Below are 19084 nucleotides of genomic sequence, written 5' to 3'. Positions count from 1 at the left end.
CGCGCGTCACCTCCGATGGACCACGGCGACCGGGCACGGCGCGTGGTGGAGCACAGCGTGGCTCACTGAACCCAGAATTGCACGCGTCACCGCTCCACGGCCGTGACTGCCGACGGCGATCAGAGCCGCACCATCGGCCGCCTGGAGCAACGCGCGTGCGGGTGCGTCGAACGCGACCTCCCGCGCGACGTGCACCTCGGGGTGACGAGCCGCGTGCGGCGCCAGCTGTTCGTCCAGCACCTTGGAGAGGTCGACGCGGACGTGGTCGAAGTCCTGCTCGGGCAGCTCGGCCCAGCCGACGTCGTTCCACGCGTAGATGGCGAGCAGGTCGCGGCCGTGGCGGGCGGCGTACTCGAAGGCGAACGCGATCGCGTCTGTGGAGGTGTCGGAGCCGTCGACGCCGACGACCACACGACCGTCGACAGGGCCGGACCGCGTCACGATCACCGGACGCCCGCCGGTCGACACGAGTTCGACGGCGGTGGAGCCCAGGAACATCTCCGCGATGCCGGTGCGGCCCGACGAGCCGAGCACGAGCAGGTCGCCGGGTTCCGCGGCGAGGACGTCGACCGGGCGGCCGATCCGCACGTTCGTGGCGACCTGGAGGTCCGGCCAGCCCTGCTCGATCTCGGCCCCGAGCTCGGCGAGGTGGTCCTCGGCGGACTTGGCCATCGTCTCCTCGGTGACGAACTCCGGCACCGGGATGGACATCGGCGTGAACACGGGCTCGGGCAGGGGAGCGCGCACGGCGTGCACGACCTGCAAGGCCGCGCCGCAACGGGAAGCTTCCTCGGCACCGAAGAGCACCGCGCGCCGCGCCAGGTCGGAACCGTCGAAACCCACAACGACCGTGGACATAGAACCACCTCCGACCGGGGCATACCCGATCGGAGGTGGTTCTAAAGGTGATCCAGATCTAGTTGATGACGAACTGCGAACCCGGCTCGATGGTGATGTCGCCGTCCCGCGAGTTGGTGATCGTCACGTTCGTCAGCCGTGCCGAACCGCGGGCCTGGGCCATCGCGAGGATGCCGGAGCCGTTGTTCGACTTGTCGATGCGGACGTTGGTGATCTCCACGTCCGGCATGCCGCTGCCGCCGCCCTTGAACTGGATTCCGTCGTAGGTGGAGTCCAGGATCTCGGTGTCGCGGATGACGACGCCGGGGATCGCCAGGTTCTGGGAGAACAGCGTGATGGCGCCGAACTCCTGCGCCTCACCCCAGAACGCGCCGCCCGTGCGGTACAGGGCGTTGTTGGCGAGCGTCGTCGTGCCGCCGAACGGCAGCGGGTCGTGGTCGGTCGCCAGCATGATGCCCGGGTAGTTCGCCGTGTCGGAGACGATGTTGTTCTCCGCGCGGTTGTTAGAACCACCGTAGATCGCGATTCCGTTGGCACGCCACGGGAGTGCGATCGTGTTGTTGAGGAACGCGTTGCCGCTGCCGACGTCCACGTTCTGGTCCTTCACGTACTTCGACGCCCACACCGCCAGCGCGTCGTCACCCGTGGTGCGGAACGACGAGTTGAACACCGTGGAGTTGCGCGTGCCGTTGGTGAAGTTGATGCCGTCGGCGTAGGTGTCGCGGATGCGCATGCCGTTGAACTGCAGGCCGTCACCGGGGTTCCAGCGGTCGGGCAGGTTGGTGTAGTCGCGGCCGACCCAGACACCGACGTTGGCGTGCTCGATCCACACGTTGGTGACCTTGGTGTTCTTGCCGAACCGGCCGTTGAGCCCGACGCCGCCCTCCGCGCCGCCGTCACCGCCGCGAATCCGGCCGGAGCCGAAGATCGCGATGTCGGAGATCTGCGTGTTGTCGTCGATGTCGAACCCGAAGTTGCCCTCGTGCGGGTGGTTGATCGTGTCGGCGTCCTGCGGCTGGATCAGCGAGAACAGCTGCGAGTGCCACATGCCGGCGCCGCGGATCGTGACGTTGCGGATGCCGACCTGGTTGTCCCCACCGCTGTTGAACACGGTCAGGATCTTCTTCTCCTGGCGGAACCTGCCCTCCGGGATCCAGACGCAGGGGATCTCCCCGTTCTGGTCGGCCGTCACGGCGCGCTGCAAGGCGTCCGTGTCGTCCGTCTGGTCGTTCGCGGTGGCACCGTACTGCGTGATCGACACGCAGTCGGCGGGCTTTTGCGCGGCCGGCGCGACCTGCTCCAGGTCGATCAGGTCGATGACGTAGAACTGCGCGCTGTCACCGGAGTCGCGCTGGAGCTTGAACCTCGTACCCGCCGGGTAGGAGCTCGCCAGCAGCTGCGAGGTCTCGTCGAACAGCCTGCGGGCGTCGCCGCCGGGACGGTTCGTGAGGCCCTCGGGGTCGTCCGTCGTGCCGTAGAGCCAGCTGTGGCGCGAGGACAGGGTCAGCTTCTGCACGAACTGGTCGTTCGCGTACAGGCTGATCGTCGCCTCCTGGCCACCGCCCGCGGCCGCGTCCGGGATCGAGTTGCGCACGACGATCGAGTTGGTGCTGACCGTCGAGGTGACCTCCACGAACTGACCCTGCGCGTCGAGCCGCACCGACTTGCGGCCTGAGGACTCGGACCCGAAGTTGGTGTGCCCGAACGTGCGCTCCGCGTCGGCCTGCAGCAGCGTGCCCTGGTAACGGCCCGCTTCCGCCTCGTAGCTCGTGAACGGCACCGAGGCGCCGCGTCCGACCACAATGGACTGGGTCGCGGTGTTGTTGGTCTCGTTGGTCTCCGTGACCACGTTGGTGGCGTCCGCCGTCGCAGTGGCTGTGGCGCCGCCGTTGGTGGCGGTCCAGGAGCCGACGTTGACCGTCACGGTCTGACCGGCGTTGATCGCACCGGTGTTGGCGTTCAACGTGCTGCCGCCGACGGCCACGCGGGTCACCGAGGCGCCCGCTGCCGAGGTGCCGCGGTTGTTGACCTGCACGGCGAACGTCACCTGCTGGCCCGCCGCCGGAGACGACGGGTTCGGCGTGACGCCGGTGATCTGCAGGTCCGGTCCCGGTGCCTGGCCGACGACCAGCGCGGAGCCGGAGGTGAAGGTGTTGTTGCCCTCGTTGGTCTCCGCGACCTGGTTGGCCGGGTCCACCGTGGCCGCGGCCGCGTAGGACCCGGCACCCCGACGGCCCGCGTCGACGTTGACGGTGGCCGTGGCTCCAGGAGCGAGCGCGCCGACCTGCGCGGTGCCCGCGACGGTGCCGCCGAGCGTGACGTTCAGCGTCGTCGCGCCGGACGCCACGGTGCCGCCGTTGCGCACGGTGGCGGTGAGCCTGATCGCGTCGGCCTCGCTCGGGCTGGCCGGCGTCCACGTCAGGTTCGTGACGGTCAGGTCGGGAGCCGGTGCGGCGGCGCCGAACACCTCGAGCTCGGCGACCTGGCCGCCGGGCGCGCCGGTGTTCGAGTAGAAGTGCAGCCGCACGTCCGACGCCCGTCCGCTCACCGGGATCGTGACGGTGTTGCCGGTGGCCGGGTCGAACCGGTAGTCGGCGCGTGCCTTCAGGGTGCCGAACGCGGAAGCGCTCGCCTCACGGCCCAGCACCTCGAAGTTCTGCGTGCGCGCGCCCCAGGCGCCGTCGGGGTTGAGCTTGACGACGATCGACGTGACGTCCGCGTTGGAGCCCAGCTTCGCGGTCAGGTGACCGGGGAAACCGTTGGACTCCCAGTACGTGCCGGTGTTGCCGTCGACGGCGTTGCCGGGCACGAAGTTGTGCACGTGCCCGGACTCCTCGACCGGCTTGCCGGCCGCCAGGTTGTCCCCTGGCGGCGGGTCGACGGGTCCGGACTCGCCGTGCACCTCGAACTCGCTGAGCTGACCGGCCGCCCAGCCGTTGTTCGCGGTGATCGTGACGCGCACGTACCTGACGCTGGTCGCCGCGAAGTCCAGCGTCGCCGTGTTGTTCGAGCCGGGCGAGAAGACCCGCCCGCTGGAGCCGACGATGTCACTGAACTGCGAGCCGTTCGAACTTCCTTGCACAGCAAGCGTTTGCGTGCGCTGCTCCCAGTTCGAGGGCAGGCGCAGCACGACCTTGCTGACGCTCTTCGCGGCGCCAAGATCGGCCTGGAGCCACTGCGGGAACACGCCGTTCGTGCTCTCCCAGTAGCTGCCCTGGTTGCCGTCACCGGCGTTTCCGGCGCCGTACGGGCCGTTGGTGCTGGACGCGGTCAGGTTCGCGGACAGCCTGACGACCGCTGCTCCTGCCGTGGGTGTCAATCCGAACAGTGCGAGGGCGCTGACAAGGGCAGCACTCACCGCACGCCTCAATAGCGTGTTTTTCATTGAATTGTCCTTCGCGGCAGGGAAATCAGTTGATATTGATCTTGAAGGTGGACGTCGTGTTCCTGATGTCCTGGAAGTTGTTGCTGAACCTGAGGCCGTTGAACGTGACCTCACCGACGGCGGGACCCTGGTTGGGCTCCGGCATCTCGTTGGCCCACAACCCGAATCCGGACTTGGCGTCGAAGGCGTCGCCGCTCTTGCGCGCACCCGAGATGCTCACGTTGGACAGCACCGTGTCCTGGAAGATGTTCTCGGCCGCACCGTTGTACTTGGTCTGGAACATGATTCCGCTGTACGTCGGATCGATGATCTCGACGTCGCTCACCCGGATCCCCGTGTACTTCTTGGAGGCGGAGAACATCCAGATCGCACCGAACGTCTGCGCGCCCCAGAAGTGGCCGCCGGAGCGGACCAGGGTGAGGCCGCTGAACGTCGTCGGCTCGGGCCCGAAGTCCTCCATCGGGTAACCGAAGTCGAGCGAGCTGATCGTCACGGCGGAGTAGGTGAGCGTGTCCGCCACGTAGATGTTGCGGAACGTGTTGAGCTTGCCGCCGTAGACCGCGAGACCGGCCGCGCGCCACGGGGTCGTCACCGAGAGGTTCTCGAAGACGTTGTTCTGCTGGCCGCTGCCGCCGCCGTCGGTGGCGGCGAACAACGCGAACGCGTCGTCACCGGTCGAGCGGGCCTCGATGTTCGCGATCCGGTTGCCCGAGGACCCGTTCGTCAGGTTGAGGCCGTCCGCGTACATGTCGCGGATGCGGCTGTCCCTGATGACGTTGTTGTCGACGTTGTTGCCCCAGAACAGGCACATCATGTGCTCGACCCAGATGTTCTCGATGGTCATGTTCTGCACGCCGGCGAAGTCGAACACCTTGCCCGGTCCGTTGATGCGCGCGGTGTAGTTGCCGAACACCGCGAACCCGCTGAACGTCGAGCCGCTCGCGGACGACTGCGCGCTGAAGCCGATGTCGGTGTTCTCCTGCGCGAGCGGAGCCTGGAACCTGGTGAACCAGGGACCGGCGCCGACCACCCGGACGGCCTTGCCGTAGACGTTGAACTTCTGCTGCGTCTGGTAGGTGCCCGCGGGCAGGTAGACGCCGATCAGGGTGCCGGTCGTGTCCATCCGGACGCGGTCGAGCGCGTTCTGCACGTCCTGGTGGGTGAACCCGGCGGGCACGGCATAGCGCGCCGCGTCAGGGTTTCCGGCAGCCGTCACCTGTTCGAAGTTCACGAAGTCGATCGCGTAGTTCGTGGTGTTGGCCGCGTCCTTCTGCAGCTTGATCTTCGTGCCCGCCGGGAACGTCGAGTTGAGCATCACGTTCGCCTCGTCGTAGATGTGGCGCGGCCCGCCCGCTCCCGGCGAGTTGCCGGGCTCGGCCTCGTTGCCGTACTGCCACATGTACTTCGACGTCAGGTCGATCGCCTTGTGGAACTGGCCGTTGACGTAGACGTTGAGGTTCGAGGTGATACCGCCGCCACCGGAGCTGTCCGGGATGGAGAAACGGGTGACGAGGGTGTTGGTCGGTCCGCTTGTGGTGAACTCGACGGACTGGCCGTTGCCGTTGAGCGTGACGGCACGACGGCCGGACGCCTCACCGGCGAGGTCGCCGATCGTCCTGTTCGGACTGAGGACCTGCGCGCCGCCGCCGACGGTGGCGTCCTCGGCCTCGATGTGCTGCCACGGCACGCTGGCTCCGCGGCCGATGAACAGCGACTGCTCGCTGGTGTTGTTGCCCTGCTTGGCAGGGATCTCGTTGCCGTCGCCCGCGATCACCGTGCGGACGGTGTACCGGCCGTCGGCGGCGGGCCACGTGCCGAGGTTCACCGCGGCGGTCGTCGCGCCGGCGTTGATCGTGCCGTTGTGGCTGCCGGTCAGCGTGCGGACGGTCTGGCCGCTGCTGTTCAGGATCGTGACCGTGATGCCGTGGGCTCCGGCGGCGGACGCGATGGTGCCCTGGTTCTTGATGGCGACGGAGAACGTGGTGCTCTGGCCGTTGCTGGGGTTGCTCGGCGACCAGCTCGGCACCGCGACCAGGTCGGAGCTCGGGACCGGCGTCACGACCAGCGAGTCCGGGTGGATGCGGGCGTTGTTGGTCTCGTTCTGCTCCGCCACCTTCTTGGTCTCGTCGACCTTGGCGGTGTACTCGTAGCTGCCCGACGGGCGGGCGGCGATCGTGGTGCCGACGTTCGCCTGCGCACCGGCCGCGAGGGCGCCGACCTGGGCCGTGCCGACGCTGGTGGCGCCGAGGAAGAACGTCACGTCGGTGGCGACGGACGCCGCGGTTCCGGCGTTGCGGACGGTCGCGTTCAGCGTGACCTGGTCGGTCTCGACGGGGCTCGCCGGCGTGAACGACGTCGCGGTGACGGTGAGATCGGGATTCGGGGCAGGGGTGCCGAACACCTGGATCTCAGCCACCTGGGTGCCGGGCGCACCGGTGTTGGACGTGCCGCGCAACTGGATGTCGGCGACTCGACCGGCCGCGTTGATGGTGATGCTGTTGCCGGTCGCCGGGTCGAAGCGGTAGTCCCGTCCGGCGACGAGGCTGGTGAAGCCGGTGGCGTTCTGCTCACGGCCGAGGACCTCGATGTTCTGCGTACGGGCGCCCCAGGCCGAGTCGGGGTTGAGCTTGACCGCGACCGAGCTGACGTCCGCGTTCGATCCCAGCTGGACGGTCAGCGTGCCGGGGAACCCGTTGGACTCCCAGTAGGTCTGGACGTTGCCGTCGTTGGCGTTGGCGGCGACGAAGTTGTGCACGTTGTTGTTCGCCGTGACGGGCCTGCCCTGCGCCAGGTTCGTGCCGGTGGCGCCTTCACGCGTCACCGAGTTGCTGGCGGGGGACTGGTTGCCGGCCGCGTCCTTGGCGATCACGTGGTAGGTCACGCGCAGGCCGTCGGGCTGGCTGTCGGTGTAGTTCGTGCCGGTCACCGTGGTGCGCAGGCTGCCGTTGGCGTAGACGTCGTAGCCGGTGACGCCGACGTTGTCCGTGCTCGCGTTCCAGGTGAGCCGGATCTGCCCGGCCTGCGGCTGGGTGAAGGCGAGGTTCGACGGCGCGGCCGGCGCCTGCGTGTCACCCCCGGTGGGGCCCTGCACCTCGAACTCGCTGAGCTGGGCCGCCGGCCAGCCGGTGTTCCCGGTGATCCGCAACCGGACGTACCGCGTGGTGGCCGCCGTGAAGTCGATGGTGACCGTGTTGTTCGCGGTGGGGTTGAAGTCGTATCCCCTGGACGTCACGAGATCGGTGAAGTTGCTGCCGTCCGTGCTGCCCTGGACCGAGAGGGTCTGGGTGCGGGCGCCCCAGCCGTCGGTCGGGAGTTTCAGCACGACCCGGTCGGCCTTCAGCGCGGCGCCGAGATCGGCCTGGATCCATTGCGGGAACGCGTTGTTCGCGCTCTCCCAGTACGTCCCCTGGTTGCCGTCACCGGCGTTGCCCGGGCCGTAGTTCTGGTTCGTGCTGCTCGCGCTGTAGGTGGCCTGCAGCAGCGCGCTCACGGCGGCCTCGTGGACTTCGAGCTTCGCCGTGGTCCTGGTGGCGCGGACGTGCCGGACCAGCGTCGGGTCGACCTGGAACGTCACCTTGCCGTTCTTGAAGTCGTGTGGTCGTTCCGCGACAAGCGTTGACCAGCCTCTGCCGTCGAGACTCGTCTGCACGGCGAAGGATTCCGTGGCGTTCCTGGAGGACGTGAGGGTGACCTGGTCGATGCGGGTCTGCTTGGCGAGGTCCAGGCTGACCGGCGCGGCCTGCGCGGCGGGGGAGATCGTCAGGGTGGCCGCGGCGGTGATCAAAGCCGTTAACGGGGCTAGCAGGGAGCGAACGCGTGTCGTCGATGACATGGCGTGCTTGGCCCTTCTCGGTGGGGACGCGAGGGGGTGTGGCGCGCCTCACCGTAGAAGTGTCCAGCAGATTACCGCAATATCTCGACGTGATTGCGCAAATTTGCGACATAGCGCTCTGAACAGGAAAGACGGGTGCGCGTTCCAGTATCCGACCGGTGTCTCTGCGTGCACAAGGGCGATCACCAGCGGCAGGACATCCGGCGTCCTGGGAGGTTCGGGCCCGAACTTGCCGCAAAAATTGATTCGATCTCGATACGCGCGCTTGCGCTGGTTTGCCGCGAGCTTGCGGCTGTTGCGTAAGGTTTGCGCAAGTCTCAGAGCTTGGCGAACAACCTTCTGGCTCGGTTCAGCAGATCCAGCCTGTGCTCACGCTTCCGGAGCGAGTGCCCCTCGCCGGGATAGACGACGAGTTCGGAGTGCTTCACCGCGCGGTGCAGGAGCTCGGCTTGCTCCACCGGCACGTTGGTGTCGTCCGCGCCGTGCACGATCAACATCTCCGCACGGATCCGGTCCGCGTAGGTGAGGGGACTGTGCTCCGCGCTGTCGCCCAGCGCCGCCTCGAACGCACCCCACTCGCCGGTGGCGATCAGCTTCGGCCAGTCGGAGATGCCCGCGCCGACCAGCGCCACCTTGAACCGATCGGTCCGCGTCGTGGCCCAGGCGGCCATGAACCCGCCGTGGCTCCAGCCTGCGATGCCGAGCCGGTCGGGGTCCGCGATCCCCTGAGCGACGAGGAGATCGATGCCGGTTTCGATGTCGTGCCACTCCTCCTGGCCGACCTTCTTCGCCACGGCTGCCGCGAACTCGTGGCCGTGGCCCTGCCCGCCCCTGGGGTTGGGCAGGAAGGCCGCGATCCCTTGGTGCGCCAACCATTGCGCCGACGGCACCCAGTGCAGCTGCACGTCGTCGGTCCAGCGGTCGTACGGACCGCCGTGGACGATCGTGACGAGCCGAAACGGTCCGTCTCGCCTGGTCCTGCCCGGCGGCAGTACCAGCAGGCCGTCGAGGTCGAGTCCGTCCTGGGCCTGGTAGCGAAGGCGTTCCTGGACGCCCCAGCGGATGCCGTCGAGGTCCCGGTACCGGGGTGGCAGGTGCGATCCCCTGACGCGGGCGAGGAAACGGCCGTCGAGGCGGCGGAACTCGGTGTCCAGGCCGGTCGCGACGACCATGACCGGCGCGGCGCCGTCGTCCTGGACGAGATCGATCGGGCAGGCGGGCATGCCCTCGGTGAGGTTGCGGTGGCGCTGGTCGAAGACGGCGTTGCCGCCCTGCAGGTGCGGCGGCGTCAGCGCCAGGTAGCAGACCTCGTCGCCCCACCACACCGGCGAACCGGCGTCCGCGGGTGTGGCGCCCAGGTCCGTGACGGTGCCGTCGGTGTCGACGACGTGCAGCGCCGGGTTGAGCAGGCCGGGGTCGATCTTCGGCGACGACCAGGTGATGACCGCCAGCCGGCCGTCCGGGTGTTGCGCGACCTCGGCGACGTGGCGGCCGGGGATGATCACCCCGGTCGGCGCGTTCTTGGCTGGCGGCGGGCGGTGGGCGACGGCGATCTCATCGGTCAGTTCCCGCACGTCTGCAGACTACGGACCTGAACGGGCCCGCGCACTCGTTCGCCCTGTGGGCTCGCGAGCACGCGGGCGCGTTCAGCTAGCGGAGCAGGTACGCGTCGATGATGGTCTGCTCGACGGTCTGGCCGCTGCCGGACGCCTTGGCGCGCAAGGAGACCGACTTGGCGTCCTTCGGGTGGGCCAGCAGGACGCGGTTGCCCGTGATCTGCTGCCGCTTCCACGTGGTGCCGGCGTCGTAGGAGACCTCGACGGACGTCACGCGCACCGAGCCCACCTGCGACTGGGTCGAGATCGGCACCGCGAGCATCTGGCCGGCGCGGCCGAAGCCGGTGTCGTCCAGCTGCGGGGTGAAGCGGATGACGGACAACGGCAGCGCGGTCTGCTTCGCCGTGGTGTCGCTGCGGAACGTCCAGACGCCCGACACCTTGGAGCTCAGGGCGGTGTCTCGCACGGCGGAGGTCTCCACGCGGTAGCGCGCGGAGCCCGGCTGGACGTCCAGCATCGCCCAGCCCGCCTCGGCCGTCTCGACCGCCTTGACGTTGTCGCGGTACACGGTCGTCCTGGCTTCGGTCACGGGGCTGTAGCCCTCGTTGCCCGCGTTGTCGCCGTACAGCGGGACGGTGACGCGCACGAAGTCGCCCGTGCGGAACGAGTGCGGGATGTCCCGCGTCTCGGGCAGCGCCGGGCCGAACACCGCGCGGTTGAACGGTTCCACATAGGACCTGCCCGGCCGGTAGTGCCGCAGCGGGGTGACGAGCGCGCCGATGTTGCCGGTCTCGTCGAACAGGTTGAACCTGCGTGACCAGTCGCCGCCGTCGCCGCCGTAGTACTCGGTGCGCGGGCCGGACGCGAAGTTGTCCAGCGAACCGTAGGTCCAGTCGGCGCGGCCCTCGGGGGACGAGGTGTGGCCGATCGAGGCGCTCTGGCCCGGCTTGAGCGCGGGCATGTCGACCTTGACGGTGGCGAGGTCCCTCTTGACGATCGTCTTGGTGAGGCCGTTGGGGGCGTGTCCCTTCTGGTACCAGGCGAGGCCGTAGAAGTCCGGACCCGCGTTCCAGAACGTGGCGATCTTGCCGGTGACCTCGTTCGAGTCGGGGCCGAGGCTCGCGACGCCGAGGTGGTCGATGGAACCACCGACCGAGAAGTTGCCGATGGTGTAGGCGGTGCCGTTGACGACCCGCTCGAAACCGGTCTGCAGCAACGAGAGCTGCGCGGTGACCGGCAGCGTCACCTTGACCGGCTTGGCCTGGCGGGCGTCGAGGTTGATCGTCGTGGCGCCGGAGACGGTCAGGTTCGGGTAGTTGATGACGTCGTGGGTCCAGGCGCCGCTGGACGACAGCACGCTGCCGGACAGGAGGTAGCGGCCCTTGGCGACGCGCGCTACGCCGGTCGTGCTGTTCGGCCAGACGCGGGCGCCGGTGTCGACGTTGATCAGGAACGCGAAGGTCGACGCCGTCGTGACGCCGGACCGTTCGACGCCGGTGATCGTGAGGTCGTAGCTCTCCACCTCCAGGTCGGCGACGACGGCTGTGCGCACGCCGCTCGCGACGATCGCGCCGCCGAACACACCGCCCGCCGGCTGCTTGGCGATGTCCGCGGTGACCGTGGCCGTCGCGGTGCCGCCCGCCGGAACCGTGAGCTTGGCGGGGGAGACGCTGAACAGGGTGCCGGTCGTGTCCGTGGCGAGGTCGAGCGTGACCGGCTCGGAGCCCGCGTTGGAGTAGGTGATCTCCTTGGTCAGCGCGGGTTCGCCGGTGTGCGGCCACTGGTGCGCGCCGAAGCTGATGCTCGTCGGGGTGGACGTGACGTTCTGCTTGATCAGCTTGGCGACGTCCACGCGGCCGGAGCCCTGCTCGAACGGGGTCAGCTTCGGGGCGGGGGTGGTGCTGCCGGTGAGACGGGCCTTCAGCGCGGTGCCGCCCAGTTCCGGGTGCTGCTGGCGCAGCAGTGCCGCCGCGCCCGCGACGTGCGGGGTGGCCATCGAGGTGCCGTCGAGCGAGGTGTAGCCGTCGGCGACCGGCGGGCCGATCCTGCCGTCGGAGTGCAGGGCGGCGACGATGCCGACGCCGGGTGCGGTGAGGTCGGGCTTCAACGTTCCGGCCTGGGTCGGGCCGCGGCTCGAGAACTCCGCGATCTGGTCCTGGTCGTCGACCGCGCCGACGGTCAGTGCCGCGTCCGCGGTGCCGGGGGAGCCGACCGTGCGCGCGTTGGGGCCGCTGTTGCCGGCGGCGATCACGAACAGCGTGCCCTTGTCGGCGCTGAGGCGGTTCACGGCCTCTTCGAGGGGCTCGATCTCGGGCGTGTCGTAGCCGCCGAGGCTCATGTTGACGATCTGGGCGCCCTGGTCGACCGCCCACTCCATGCCGGCGATGATCCCGCTGTCCTGGCCGGAACCGTTGTCGCCCAGCACCTTCACGTCGAGGATGCTCGCGTCCGGCGCCACGCCGTGATACTTGCCGCCGCTCTTCGCGCCGGTGCCCGCGATGATCGACGCGACGTGCGTGCCGTGGCCGTAGTGGTCACCGTTGTCCGCGGAGTTCGTGAAGTTGCGCTCGCCGATCTCCCGGTCGGCCAGGTCCGGATGGGTGTTGTCGACGCCGGTGTCGAGGACGGCGACCGTGGTGCCCTTGCCGGTGAGGCCTGCCGCGTAGGCGGCGGGGGCGTTGATCTGGGCGACGCTGCGGTCGAGGTTCGCCTGGCGCTTGGCGTCGAGCCAGATCTTCTTCGCGCCGGACGTGGACAGGGTGCCGGCGAGCGGCGTCTTGGCCGCGTCGAACGCCACGCCGTTGATGCTGCGCAGCGGGAGACCGGACTGCGCGCTCAGGGTGCCCTCGGGGTAGGTGACGATCACCGGCAGGGCGCCGCCGTAGGTGGCGAGCTCGGTGATGTCGAAGAGCCGTTCGTCGAGGCGGCCGTCCGCGATCATCGGTATGGCGTCGTGCGGCACCACGTACTCGTGGCCCTGCGCGGTGTAGGTGGAGAACAGGACGCGTTCGCGGCCGGGCGCCGGTCTGATCGCCCGCTGTCCGGTGAGCACCTGATCCCCCGTGATCAGCGTGACGGTCGGCGCCGACGCCGTTGTCCGTGGGGGAGAGGCATGGGCCTGGCCCGCGGTGAGCAGGGCACCGGCCAGTACGACGACTCCGAGTAGGCGCACCCGGTCCTCCGAAGGTCTGTGAGAGCGGTCTCACGGACGGTATTGAGGTGCTCACGTGGTGACAAGGTCTACACCAATTTCCGGTACCATTTAATCTTTGCGCCATGACGGGCCTGCGTGAACGCAAGAAGGCGGCGACCAGGGAAGCGCTGGGTGACGCCGCCTGGAGCCTGTGCGTGGAGCACGGCCTCGACCGGGTGACGGTGGACCAGATCGCGCGGGCGGCCGGGGTGTCGCTGCGGACGTTCTTCAACTACTTCTCCTCGAAGGAGGAAGCGGTCGTCGCCGGCGACACTGCCACGGCGCTCGCGTTGGTGGAGGAGTTCGCCGCACGGCCCGCGAGCGAACCGGTGCTGGTCGCGTTGCGCGAGGCGCTGCGGTCGATCTATCCGCGCTACGTCGATCTCGACCGGCTTCGCCAGTTGCGGCAGCTCCGGCAGCACCCCGCGCTGTTGCCGCACTTCTTCGCCGCCTACTCCGCCCGCGAACAGGCGTTGACGGCGGCGATCGCGGTGCGCTGCGGCGTGGACCCCCAGACGGACCCCTATCCGGCGGTGACGGCGTCGACGATCCTCGCGTCGATGCGCGCGGTCGTGCAGTGGTGGCTCGACACACCCCAGGCCACCGACAGGTTCGAGGTGACCGAGCTGGTCGGTCAGATGATCGACCAGCTCGGCGCCGGGTTCACCAGGTGACCGGGAGCGAGTGCACGCCGTAGATCGACATGTCGGTCCGCAACGGCACCTCGCCGGCGGGAACGGCGAGCTTCAGCGCCGGGAACTTCTTCACCAGCTCGGTGAAGCCGACCGCCATCTCCACCCGCGCCAGCTGCTGACCGAGGCACTGGTGGATGCCGTGCCCGAACGCCACGTGGTGACCGCGCGGCCGGTCGACCAGGAGGGCGTGCGGGTCCTCGTACTGGCTGTCGTCCCGGTTGACGGCCGGCACGGACACCACGACGGTCTCACCGGCGCGGATGGTGGTGCCGCCGATCTCGACGTCCTCCTTGGCGTGCCGGGACACGCCCATGCTGATGATCGACAGGTACCTCAGCAGCTCCTCGACCGCGTTCTCGACCAGATCGGGGTCGTCGCGGAGTTTCGCGAACTGGTCGGGGTGCTCCAGCAACGCGAACGTGCCGAGCGCCAGCATGTTCGCCGTCGTCTCGTGGCCCGCGATGAGCAGCAGGTTCGCGATGCCGGTGAGCTCGTCGTCGGTGAGGTCGGTGTCGCGGACCAGCCCGGACAGCAGGTCGTCGCCGGGGCTGCGCCGCTTGGCGTCGACCAGCCCCCGCATGAACCGGCGCAGCTCGACCGTGTTCTTGATCTGCTCGTCGATCGTGGTGTTCAGGCTGAGCAGCTTGGCCGTGCGGCGCTGGAACTCGTCGCGGTCGCCGTAGTCGACGCCCAGCAGCTCGCAGATCACGAGCGACGGCACCGGCAGCGCGAAGTCGTGCACGAGATCGGCCGGCGGTCCCTTCTCGATCATCGCGTCGAGCCGGTCGGTGACGATCTCGTGGATGCGCGGCGTGAGGTCCCGCATCCTGCGCACGGTGAACTGCCCGGTCAGCAGCCTGCGGAAACGGGTGTGCTCGGGGGCGTCCATGAAGATGAACGACCCGGCCTGGCGCTCCGGCGGGAACAGCTCCGCGTGCAGTTCCGGCGAGATCAGGGCCCTCGCCCGCGGGCTGTTGATCCGGTCCGAGCTCATCTGCGGCGCGGCGAGCACCGCCCGTGCCTCGTCATGCCCGGTGACGAGCCAGACGGTGTCGCCGTTGTGCTCGATCTTGTGGATCCGCCCGCGCCCGCTCAGCTCGGTCAGCCCCTTCGACGGGTCGAACGGGCACCCGTCGCGCTGGGTGAGTTCAGCGGGCAACTGCGGGCGGATGAGCTGTTGAGCGCTGCGCTGCCGCTCGGCCGTGGTCATGGCCTCTCCCTGTCTGACCCGATGTGATCGGGTCGTGGCTCGGCGTCACTCCCACGCTACCGAAACTTGCGCGTTGTGCAAGATTTTTTGGAGTTCTTCAGACGGCGAACACCTGCGCGTCGTCCGCGAACGCCTTGAACTCGAGCGCGTTGCCCGCCGGGTCCAGCAGGAACATCGTCCACTGCTCGCCCGGCTCACCCTTGAACCGCACGTACGGCTCGATGACGAACTTCGTGCCGGCGTCGGTGAGCCTCGCCGCGAGCGTCTGGAACTCGTCGACGGTCAGGACCAGACCGAAGTGGGGGACCGGCACGTCGTGGCCGTCGACCGGGTTGCTGACGCGCTCGGTCCTCGGCGCCAGGTGGGTGACGAACTGGTGACCGTGCAGGTTCCAGTCGACCCAGGTGTCGGAGCTGCGGCCCTGCTCGAGGCCGAGCGTCTCGCCGTAGAAGCGGCGGGCGGCGGCGAGGTCGTCGACGGGCATGGCGAGGTGGAAGCGTGGGATGTTCGGCATGTCCAGATGTTAACATTCCGACAAGATGTCACCTTGTTAACATTGCTCACATGACAGTGGGTCCGGCGCGTCGCCGAGGTCTGGGCAGCGAGGTCGCGGACATGATCCGCGAGGCCATCTTCGACGGCGGCTACCCGCCGGGCAGCGCCCTGCGCGAGGTGGAACTGTCCGAGGCGCTGCGGGTGAGCCGCGGCCCGGTCCGCGACGCGCTGCGCTCGCTGGAACGCGAGGGCCTCGTGCGCGCGGAATGGCACCGGGGCACCACGGTGGCCGAGCTGTCCCTTCAGGACGTTGCCGAACTGGACAGTCTGCGCGGCGCCCTGGAGGTGCTGGCCGTGCAGCGCGTGGTGGCCACGGGCGCCTCACTGGAGGAGATCGCCGCGGCGGCGTCGGCGATGGAGCGTGCCTCGACGCCGCACGAGATGGTGCGGTGCGACATCGCGTTCCACGACGCCGTGTACGCCGCCGCCGGCCATTCGCGACTGACCCAGGCCTGGGAGGCGATCCGGTCGCAGGTGCACCTGTTCCTGATCACGCGGGTGCGGCTGAGCTCGGACGGCTACCTGGAGCAGATCCGGGACGAGCATCGGGACCTCGTGGCGGCGCTGCGGCTGGGGAACGTGGAGGGGGCGCTGAAGCTGTTCGCGGAGCACCGCCGGCACGCGTTCGACATCCTCACCTCACCGCGTGGAGCCGCTGCGCCGAAGCCGTGAACCAGGGCCTGTGTCGAAGTCTGGCTCGAGGAGAGTCGCGCTTGAGGTGGTTCCTGGTGGTGCGGCCGAAGGGCCCGCACACCGGTGTGGCGGGTTCTATCGATCCCCGCAACACCCTGGATTTCAGGGAGTTGCGGGGATCGTGGTTTCTGAGGAGTTGCGGGCCCGGCCGTCGCGGACCAGTCTTCGACACCGAACTAGAGCCACCCGTGGTCGTGTGCCACCGAGAACGCCTCGCTCCGGTTCCCCACCCCGAGCTTCGCGACCGCGGCCGACAGGTGGTTGCGCACGGTCCCGGCGGACAACGACGTGCGCGCCGCGATCTCGGCGACCGGAGTGCCGAACTCGCTCAGCCGCAACACTTCCAGCTCGCGCTGCGTCAGCGGGCACGGGGGAGCGGCGAGGGCGTCGGCGGCCAGCGCGGGGTCCACCCAGCGCGAACCGGCGTGCACGCGGCGGATCACGTCCGCGAGCGTGCCGCCGGGCGATCCCTTGGGCAGGAAGCCTTTCGCGCCCGCGTGCAGGGCCTGTTGCAGGTGCGGCGGGCGGCCCCTGCCGGTCAGGATCACCACGGCGCACGACGGCAGCACGCGCGCGAGTTCCTCGGTGACCTCCAGGCCGTCCAGGGCGGGCATCTGCAGGTCCACCACGGCCACGTCCGGGCGGTGCGCCCGTGCGGCCTCGACGGCGGCCCGGCCGTCACCCGCGCGGGCCACCACCTCCAGGTCCGGCTCCAGGTCGAGGAGAGCCGCGAGGGCGTCGCGGATCAGCTCCTCGTCGTCGGCCAGCAGCACTCTGATCACGCGGGCACCACGACCTGGAGCGTGAACACGTCGCCGGACTTCTCCACCGACACCTGACCGCCCACGGCCGCCAGTCGTTCGCGCAGGCCACGAAGCCCGTTGCCCTCGCCGGACGGTTTCTCGGTGCCGTCGTTCGTGACGGTCATCCGCACCTCCTCCTCGGCGACAGCGACGTCGATCATGCACCACGTCGCGTGGCTGTGCCGCAGCACGTTGGTGCACGCCTCCCGCAACGCCAGCGCGAGTTGTGTGGCGTGTTCGCCCTCCACCGGAACGGCCGAGACGGTGCAGCGAATACCGGCTTCCTGCAACACGTTCCGCACGGCCTCAAGCTGCTCGGGCAGGTTCACCGCGCGATAGCCGTGCACGGCGTCCCGCACTTCTTCCAACGCCGAGGACGCCAGCCGTTGCGCCTCGAACGCCTCCGCCGCCGACCGCTCGGGATCGGTCGAAGCGAGCCGTCCGGCCAGTTCGGACTTCAGCGCGATCACGGTCAGCCGATGTCCCAGCAGGTCGTGCACGTCGCGGGCGAACCGCAGCCGTTCCTCGCTCACCGCCAGCTCCGCCTGCGCCTCACGCCCGGCCCGTGCCTGCCCCAGCAGCCCGGCGAACCACATCGGCAGCCCGGCCATCGCGATGATCGTCGCCCCGACCGAGGCCGCGATCATCTGGTACGTGGTCTGGTCGCGGGTGACGAAGAACCCGACCAGGCCTGCCGCCACCACCGCGCAGATGGCCGCCAGCCACCGCCAAGGGCCGGTCAAAAGCAGCGGCGCGAACCCGGCTGCCGCGCCACCGATCCACGCCCACGTCGACAGCTCGTCCGGCCCGACCGGCGCCACCAGGGGAATCGTCGCCAGGGTCGCGGCCACGAGCACCCACAACGGCCCGCCTCGCAACGTCACCGCGTACGCCACGGCCAGCACCAGCAGACCCAGCACCCCGAGCCACCGCGTCGCGGACGGCTCGCGCAGCACCGAGATCAGCGGCACGACGAGCGAACTCATCCACAGCACGTGGAGCGTGCCGCGCAACGCGGTGTGCGGAAGGTCGTTCATCGCCATCAGCCTAGAACCACGCGATCAGGATCGTGACCGCGATGACCAGGTCGAACACACCGCAGAACTCCGACCACCAGCGCGGCACGACCGCGTTGCGCACGTGGTGCACGAGATCCCAGACGGCATGCGCGCCCCACCCGAACGCGATCAGCAGCACTCCGGCCGAGGACGACGCCATGATCACCGCGACGGCCAGCACCGCGTACAGGCTGAACACCACGAGCTGCACGCGCGGCGCCCGCCGTCCCCAGAAGAGATACGCCGCCTGGCACAGCAGCAGGGTCCACACGGGAGGCACCAGAGGCGTCTGCCAGAAGTCGAACGAGACCGCCAGCGCGATCACCGCGGGCCAGTGGTCGCCCAGCGCCCGGATCACCGGGTTCGTGCTGGGCGTGCCGTGGTCGTGACGCCCCAGGACCAGCACAACGGCCATCGCGGGCAGCATCAGCAGGTGCCCGCCCATCTCGACCGTGTCGCCGTCGAGCAGCCCGAACCAGTACGGCACCAGCAGCACGAGATACGGCACGAACATCGCCGCGCACATCTCGAAGATCCGGCCGTGACCGCGGTAGCGCATCCACAGCGCCATCGGCACGGACATCGACGCCGCCATCCACAGGGCGGCCAGGTCGACCCGTTCCGGCGTCCACAGGGGCCCGAGCAGGGCCATCCCCACCAGCATCGCCACGAGCATCTCTGCCCCGTGACGCATCAGCGGCCGAACCGCCGGCGAAACCGTAGTTGTCATGCATCGAGAGTCGAAGAAACCCGACGCAAGCCCCATCCGTGCGGTGTCATGACTTGTCTGTGCGAAACGCACAGACGATCTATGCGTTCACCTCGGCCCAGATGGTCTTCCCGCCGGCGAACTCCATCGTGCCCCAGCAGCGGGAGAGTTGGGAGATCAAGATCAGTCCACGGCCTCGCGTGTCACCGAGCCGTGACGTGCCCAGGTTCGGAAGCTCGGCCGGTGTGTGGTCGTCGACCTCCACCCGGACGAAGTCGGTATGTCGTTGTACTCGCACAGCGCGTGGTCCTTCCGCGTGCTCGTACGCGTTGCTGGCAAGTTCCGTGCACACGAGGAGAACGTCGAGCCTGATGTCCTCCGGCAGGTCCCGCAACAGAGTCCCTATCCACGCGCGCATCGCGGCGAGATCGGGCTCGTCCTCCGGCAGGGTGTGCAAGGTCCTCACGGAGGCGCTCAGCACCTCTGGGGTGTCCATCTCATCCCACCTCGTTCGGCTGAAGCCCTCCTGGCTGCTCA

13 protein-coding genes are annotated in these 19084 nt (G+C 69.0%); 2 read left to right on the top strand and 11 right to left on the bottom strand.

The window, feature by feature from the left end; genetic code table 11:
• Positions 1–6: 6 nt before the first annotated feature.
• From BM417_RS44220 to BM417_RS44200, 5 genes are all read right to left on the bottom strand, one after another.
• Positions 7–858: a universal stress protein gene (locus tag BM417_RS44220; protein WP_093606108.1), complete on the bottom strand. Its 852-nt coding sequence runs from the start codon at positions 856–858 to the stop codon at positions 7–9.
• A 58-nt stretch (positions 859–916) separates the two neighbouring features.
• Entirely contained in the window at positions 917–4216 is a 3300-nt protein-coding gene (locus tag BM417_RS44215; RefSeq protein WP_245822807.1) for a CARDB domain-containing protein, read from the bottom strand.
• A 52-nt stretch (positions 4217–4268) separates the two neighbouring features.
• Positions 4269–8027: a discoidin domain-containing protein gene (locus tag BM417_RS44210; RefSeq protein ID WP_245822805.1), complete on the bottom strand. Its 3759-nt coding sequence runs from the start codon at positions 8025–8027 to the stop codon at positions 4269–4271.
• Between the two features lie 365 nt (positions 8028–8392).
• Positions 8393–9649, bottom strand: a complete 1257-nt coding sequence (locus tag BM417_RS44205) for an alpha/beta hydrolase family protein (protein WP_093606105.1) — start codon at positions 9647–9649, stop codon at positions 8393–8395.
• Between the two features lie 76 nt (positions 9650–9725).
• A complete protein-coding gene (locus BM417_RS44200; RefSeq protein ID WP_143139086.1) occupies positions 9726–12803 on the bottom strand; it encodes a S8 family peptidase in 3078 nt (1025 codons plus the stop codon).
• A 104-nt stretch (positions 12804–12907) separates the two neighbouring features.
• On the opposite strand from BM417_RS44200, the gene BM417_RS44195 reads away from it, so the two are divergent.
• Complete coding sequence (locus BM417_RS44195) at positions 12908–13498, top strand: TetR/AcrR family transcriptional regulator (RefSeq protein ID WP_093606103.1); 591 nt, start codon at positions 12908–12910, stop codon at positions 13496–13498.
• On the opposite strand, the gene BM417_RS44190 is transcribed toward BM417_RS44195, so the two are convergent.
• Positions 13488–14729, bottom strand: a complete 1242-nt coding sequence (locus BM417_RS44190; RefSeq protein ID WP_093606102.1) for a cytochrome P450 — start codon at positions 14727–14729, stop codon at positions 13488–13490. The two genes, BM417_RS44195 and BM417_RS44190, sit on opposite strands and share 11 nt — an antisense overlap.
• Positions 14730–14826: 97 nt before the next feature.
• Positions 14827–15243, bottom strand: a complete 417-nt coding sequence (locus tag BM417_RS44185; RefSeq protein WP_093606101.1) for a VOC family protein — start codon at positions 15241–15243, stop codon at positions 14827–14829.
• Positions 15244–15293: 50 nt separating this feature from the next.
• On the opposite strand from BM417_RS44185, the gene BM417_RS44180 reads away from it, so the two are divergent.
• Positions 15294–15956 carry a GntR family transcriptional regulator gene (locus BM417_RS44180; protein ID WP_093606100.1) on the top strand — a complete coding sequence of 221 codons (663 nt, stop codon included), beginning with the start codon at positions 15294–15296 and terminating at the stop codon, positions 15954–15956.
• Between the two features lie 197 nt (positions 15957–16153).
• Here BM417_RS44180 and BM417_RS44175 read toward each other — a convergent pair whose 3' ends face one another.
• The 4 genes from BM417_RS44175 to BM417_RS47350 form a co-directional block, all read right to left on the bottom strand.
• Complete coding sequence (locus tag BM417_RS44175) at positions 16154–16759, bottom strand: response regulator transcription factor (RefSeq protein WP_093606099.1); 606 nt, start codon at positions 16757–16759, stop codon at positions 16154–16156.
• On the bottom strand, positions 16756–17817 hold the full coding sequence (locus BM417_RS44170) for a sensor histidine kinase (RefSeq protein ID WP_218164762.1): 1062 nt from the start codon (positions 17815–17817) through the stop codon (positions 16756–16758). Before BM417_RS44170 ends, BM417_RS44175 begins: the two co-directional genes overlap by 4 nt.
• Before the next feature lie 10 nt (positions 17818–17827).
• A complete protein-coding gene (locus tag BM417_RS49670) occupies positions 17828–18532 on the bottom strand; it encodes a hypothetical protein (RefSeq protein ID WP_245822803.1) in 705 nt (234 codons plus the stop codon).
• Between the two features lie 115 nt (positions 18533–18647).
• Positions 18648–19043 (bottom strand): ATP-binding protein, encoded by a 396-nt coding sequence (locus BM417_RS47350; protein WP_143139085.1) that lies wholly within the window; start codon positions 19041–19043, stop codon positions 18648–18650.
• Positions 19044–19084: the final 41 nt, after the last annotated feature.

It is taken from the genome of Lentzea waywayandensis, assembly GCF_900115955.1.
GTDB classification, from domain to species: Bacteria; Actinomycetota; Actinomycetes; order Mycobacteriales; family Pseudonocardiaceae; genus Lentzea; species Lentzea waywayandensis.
Note: the sequence above shows the minus strand (reverse complement) of the source record. Positions and strands in the feature narration are given on the sequence as shown.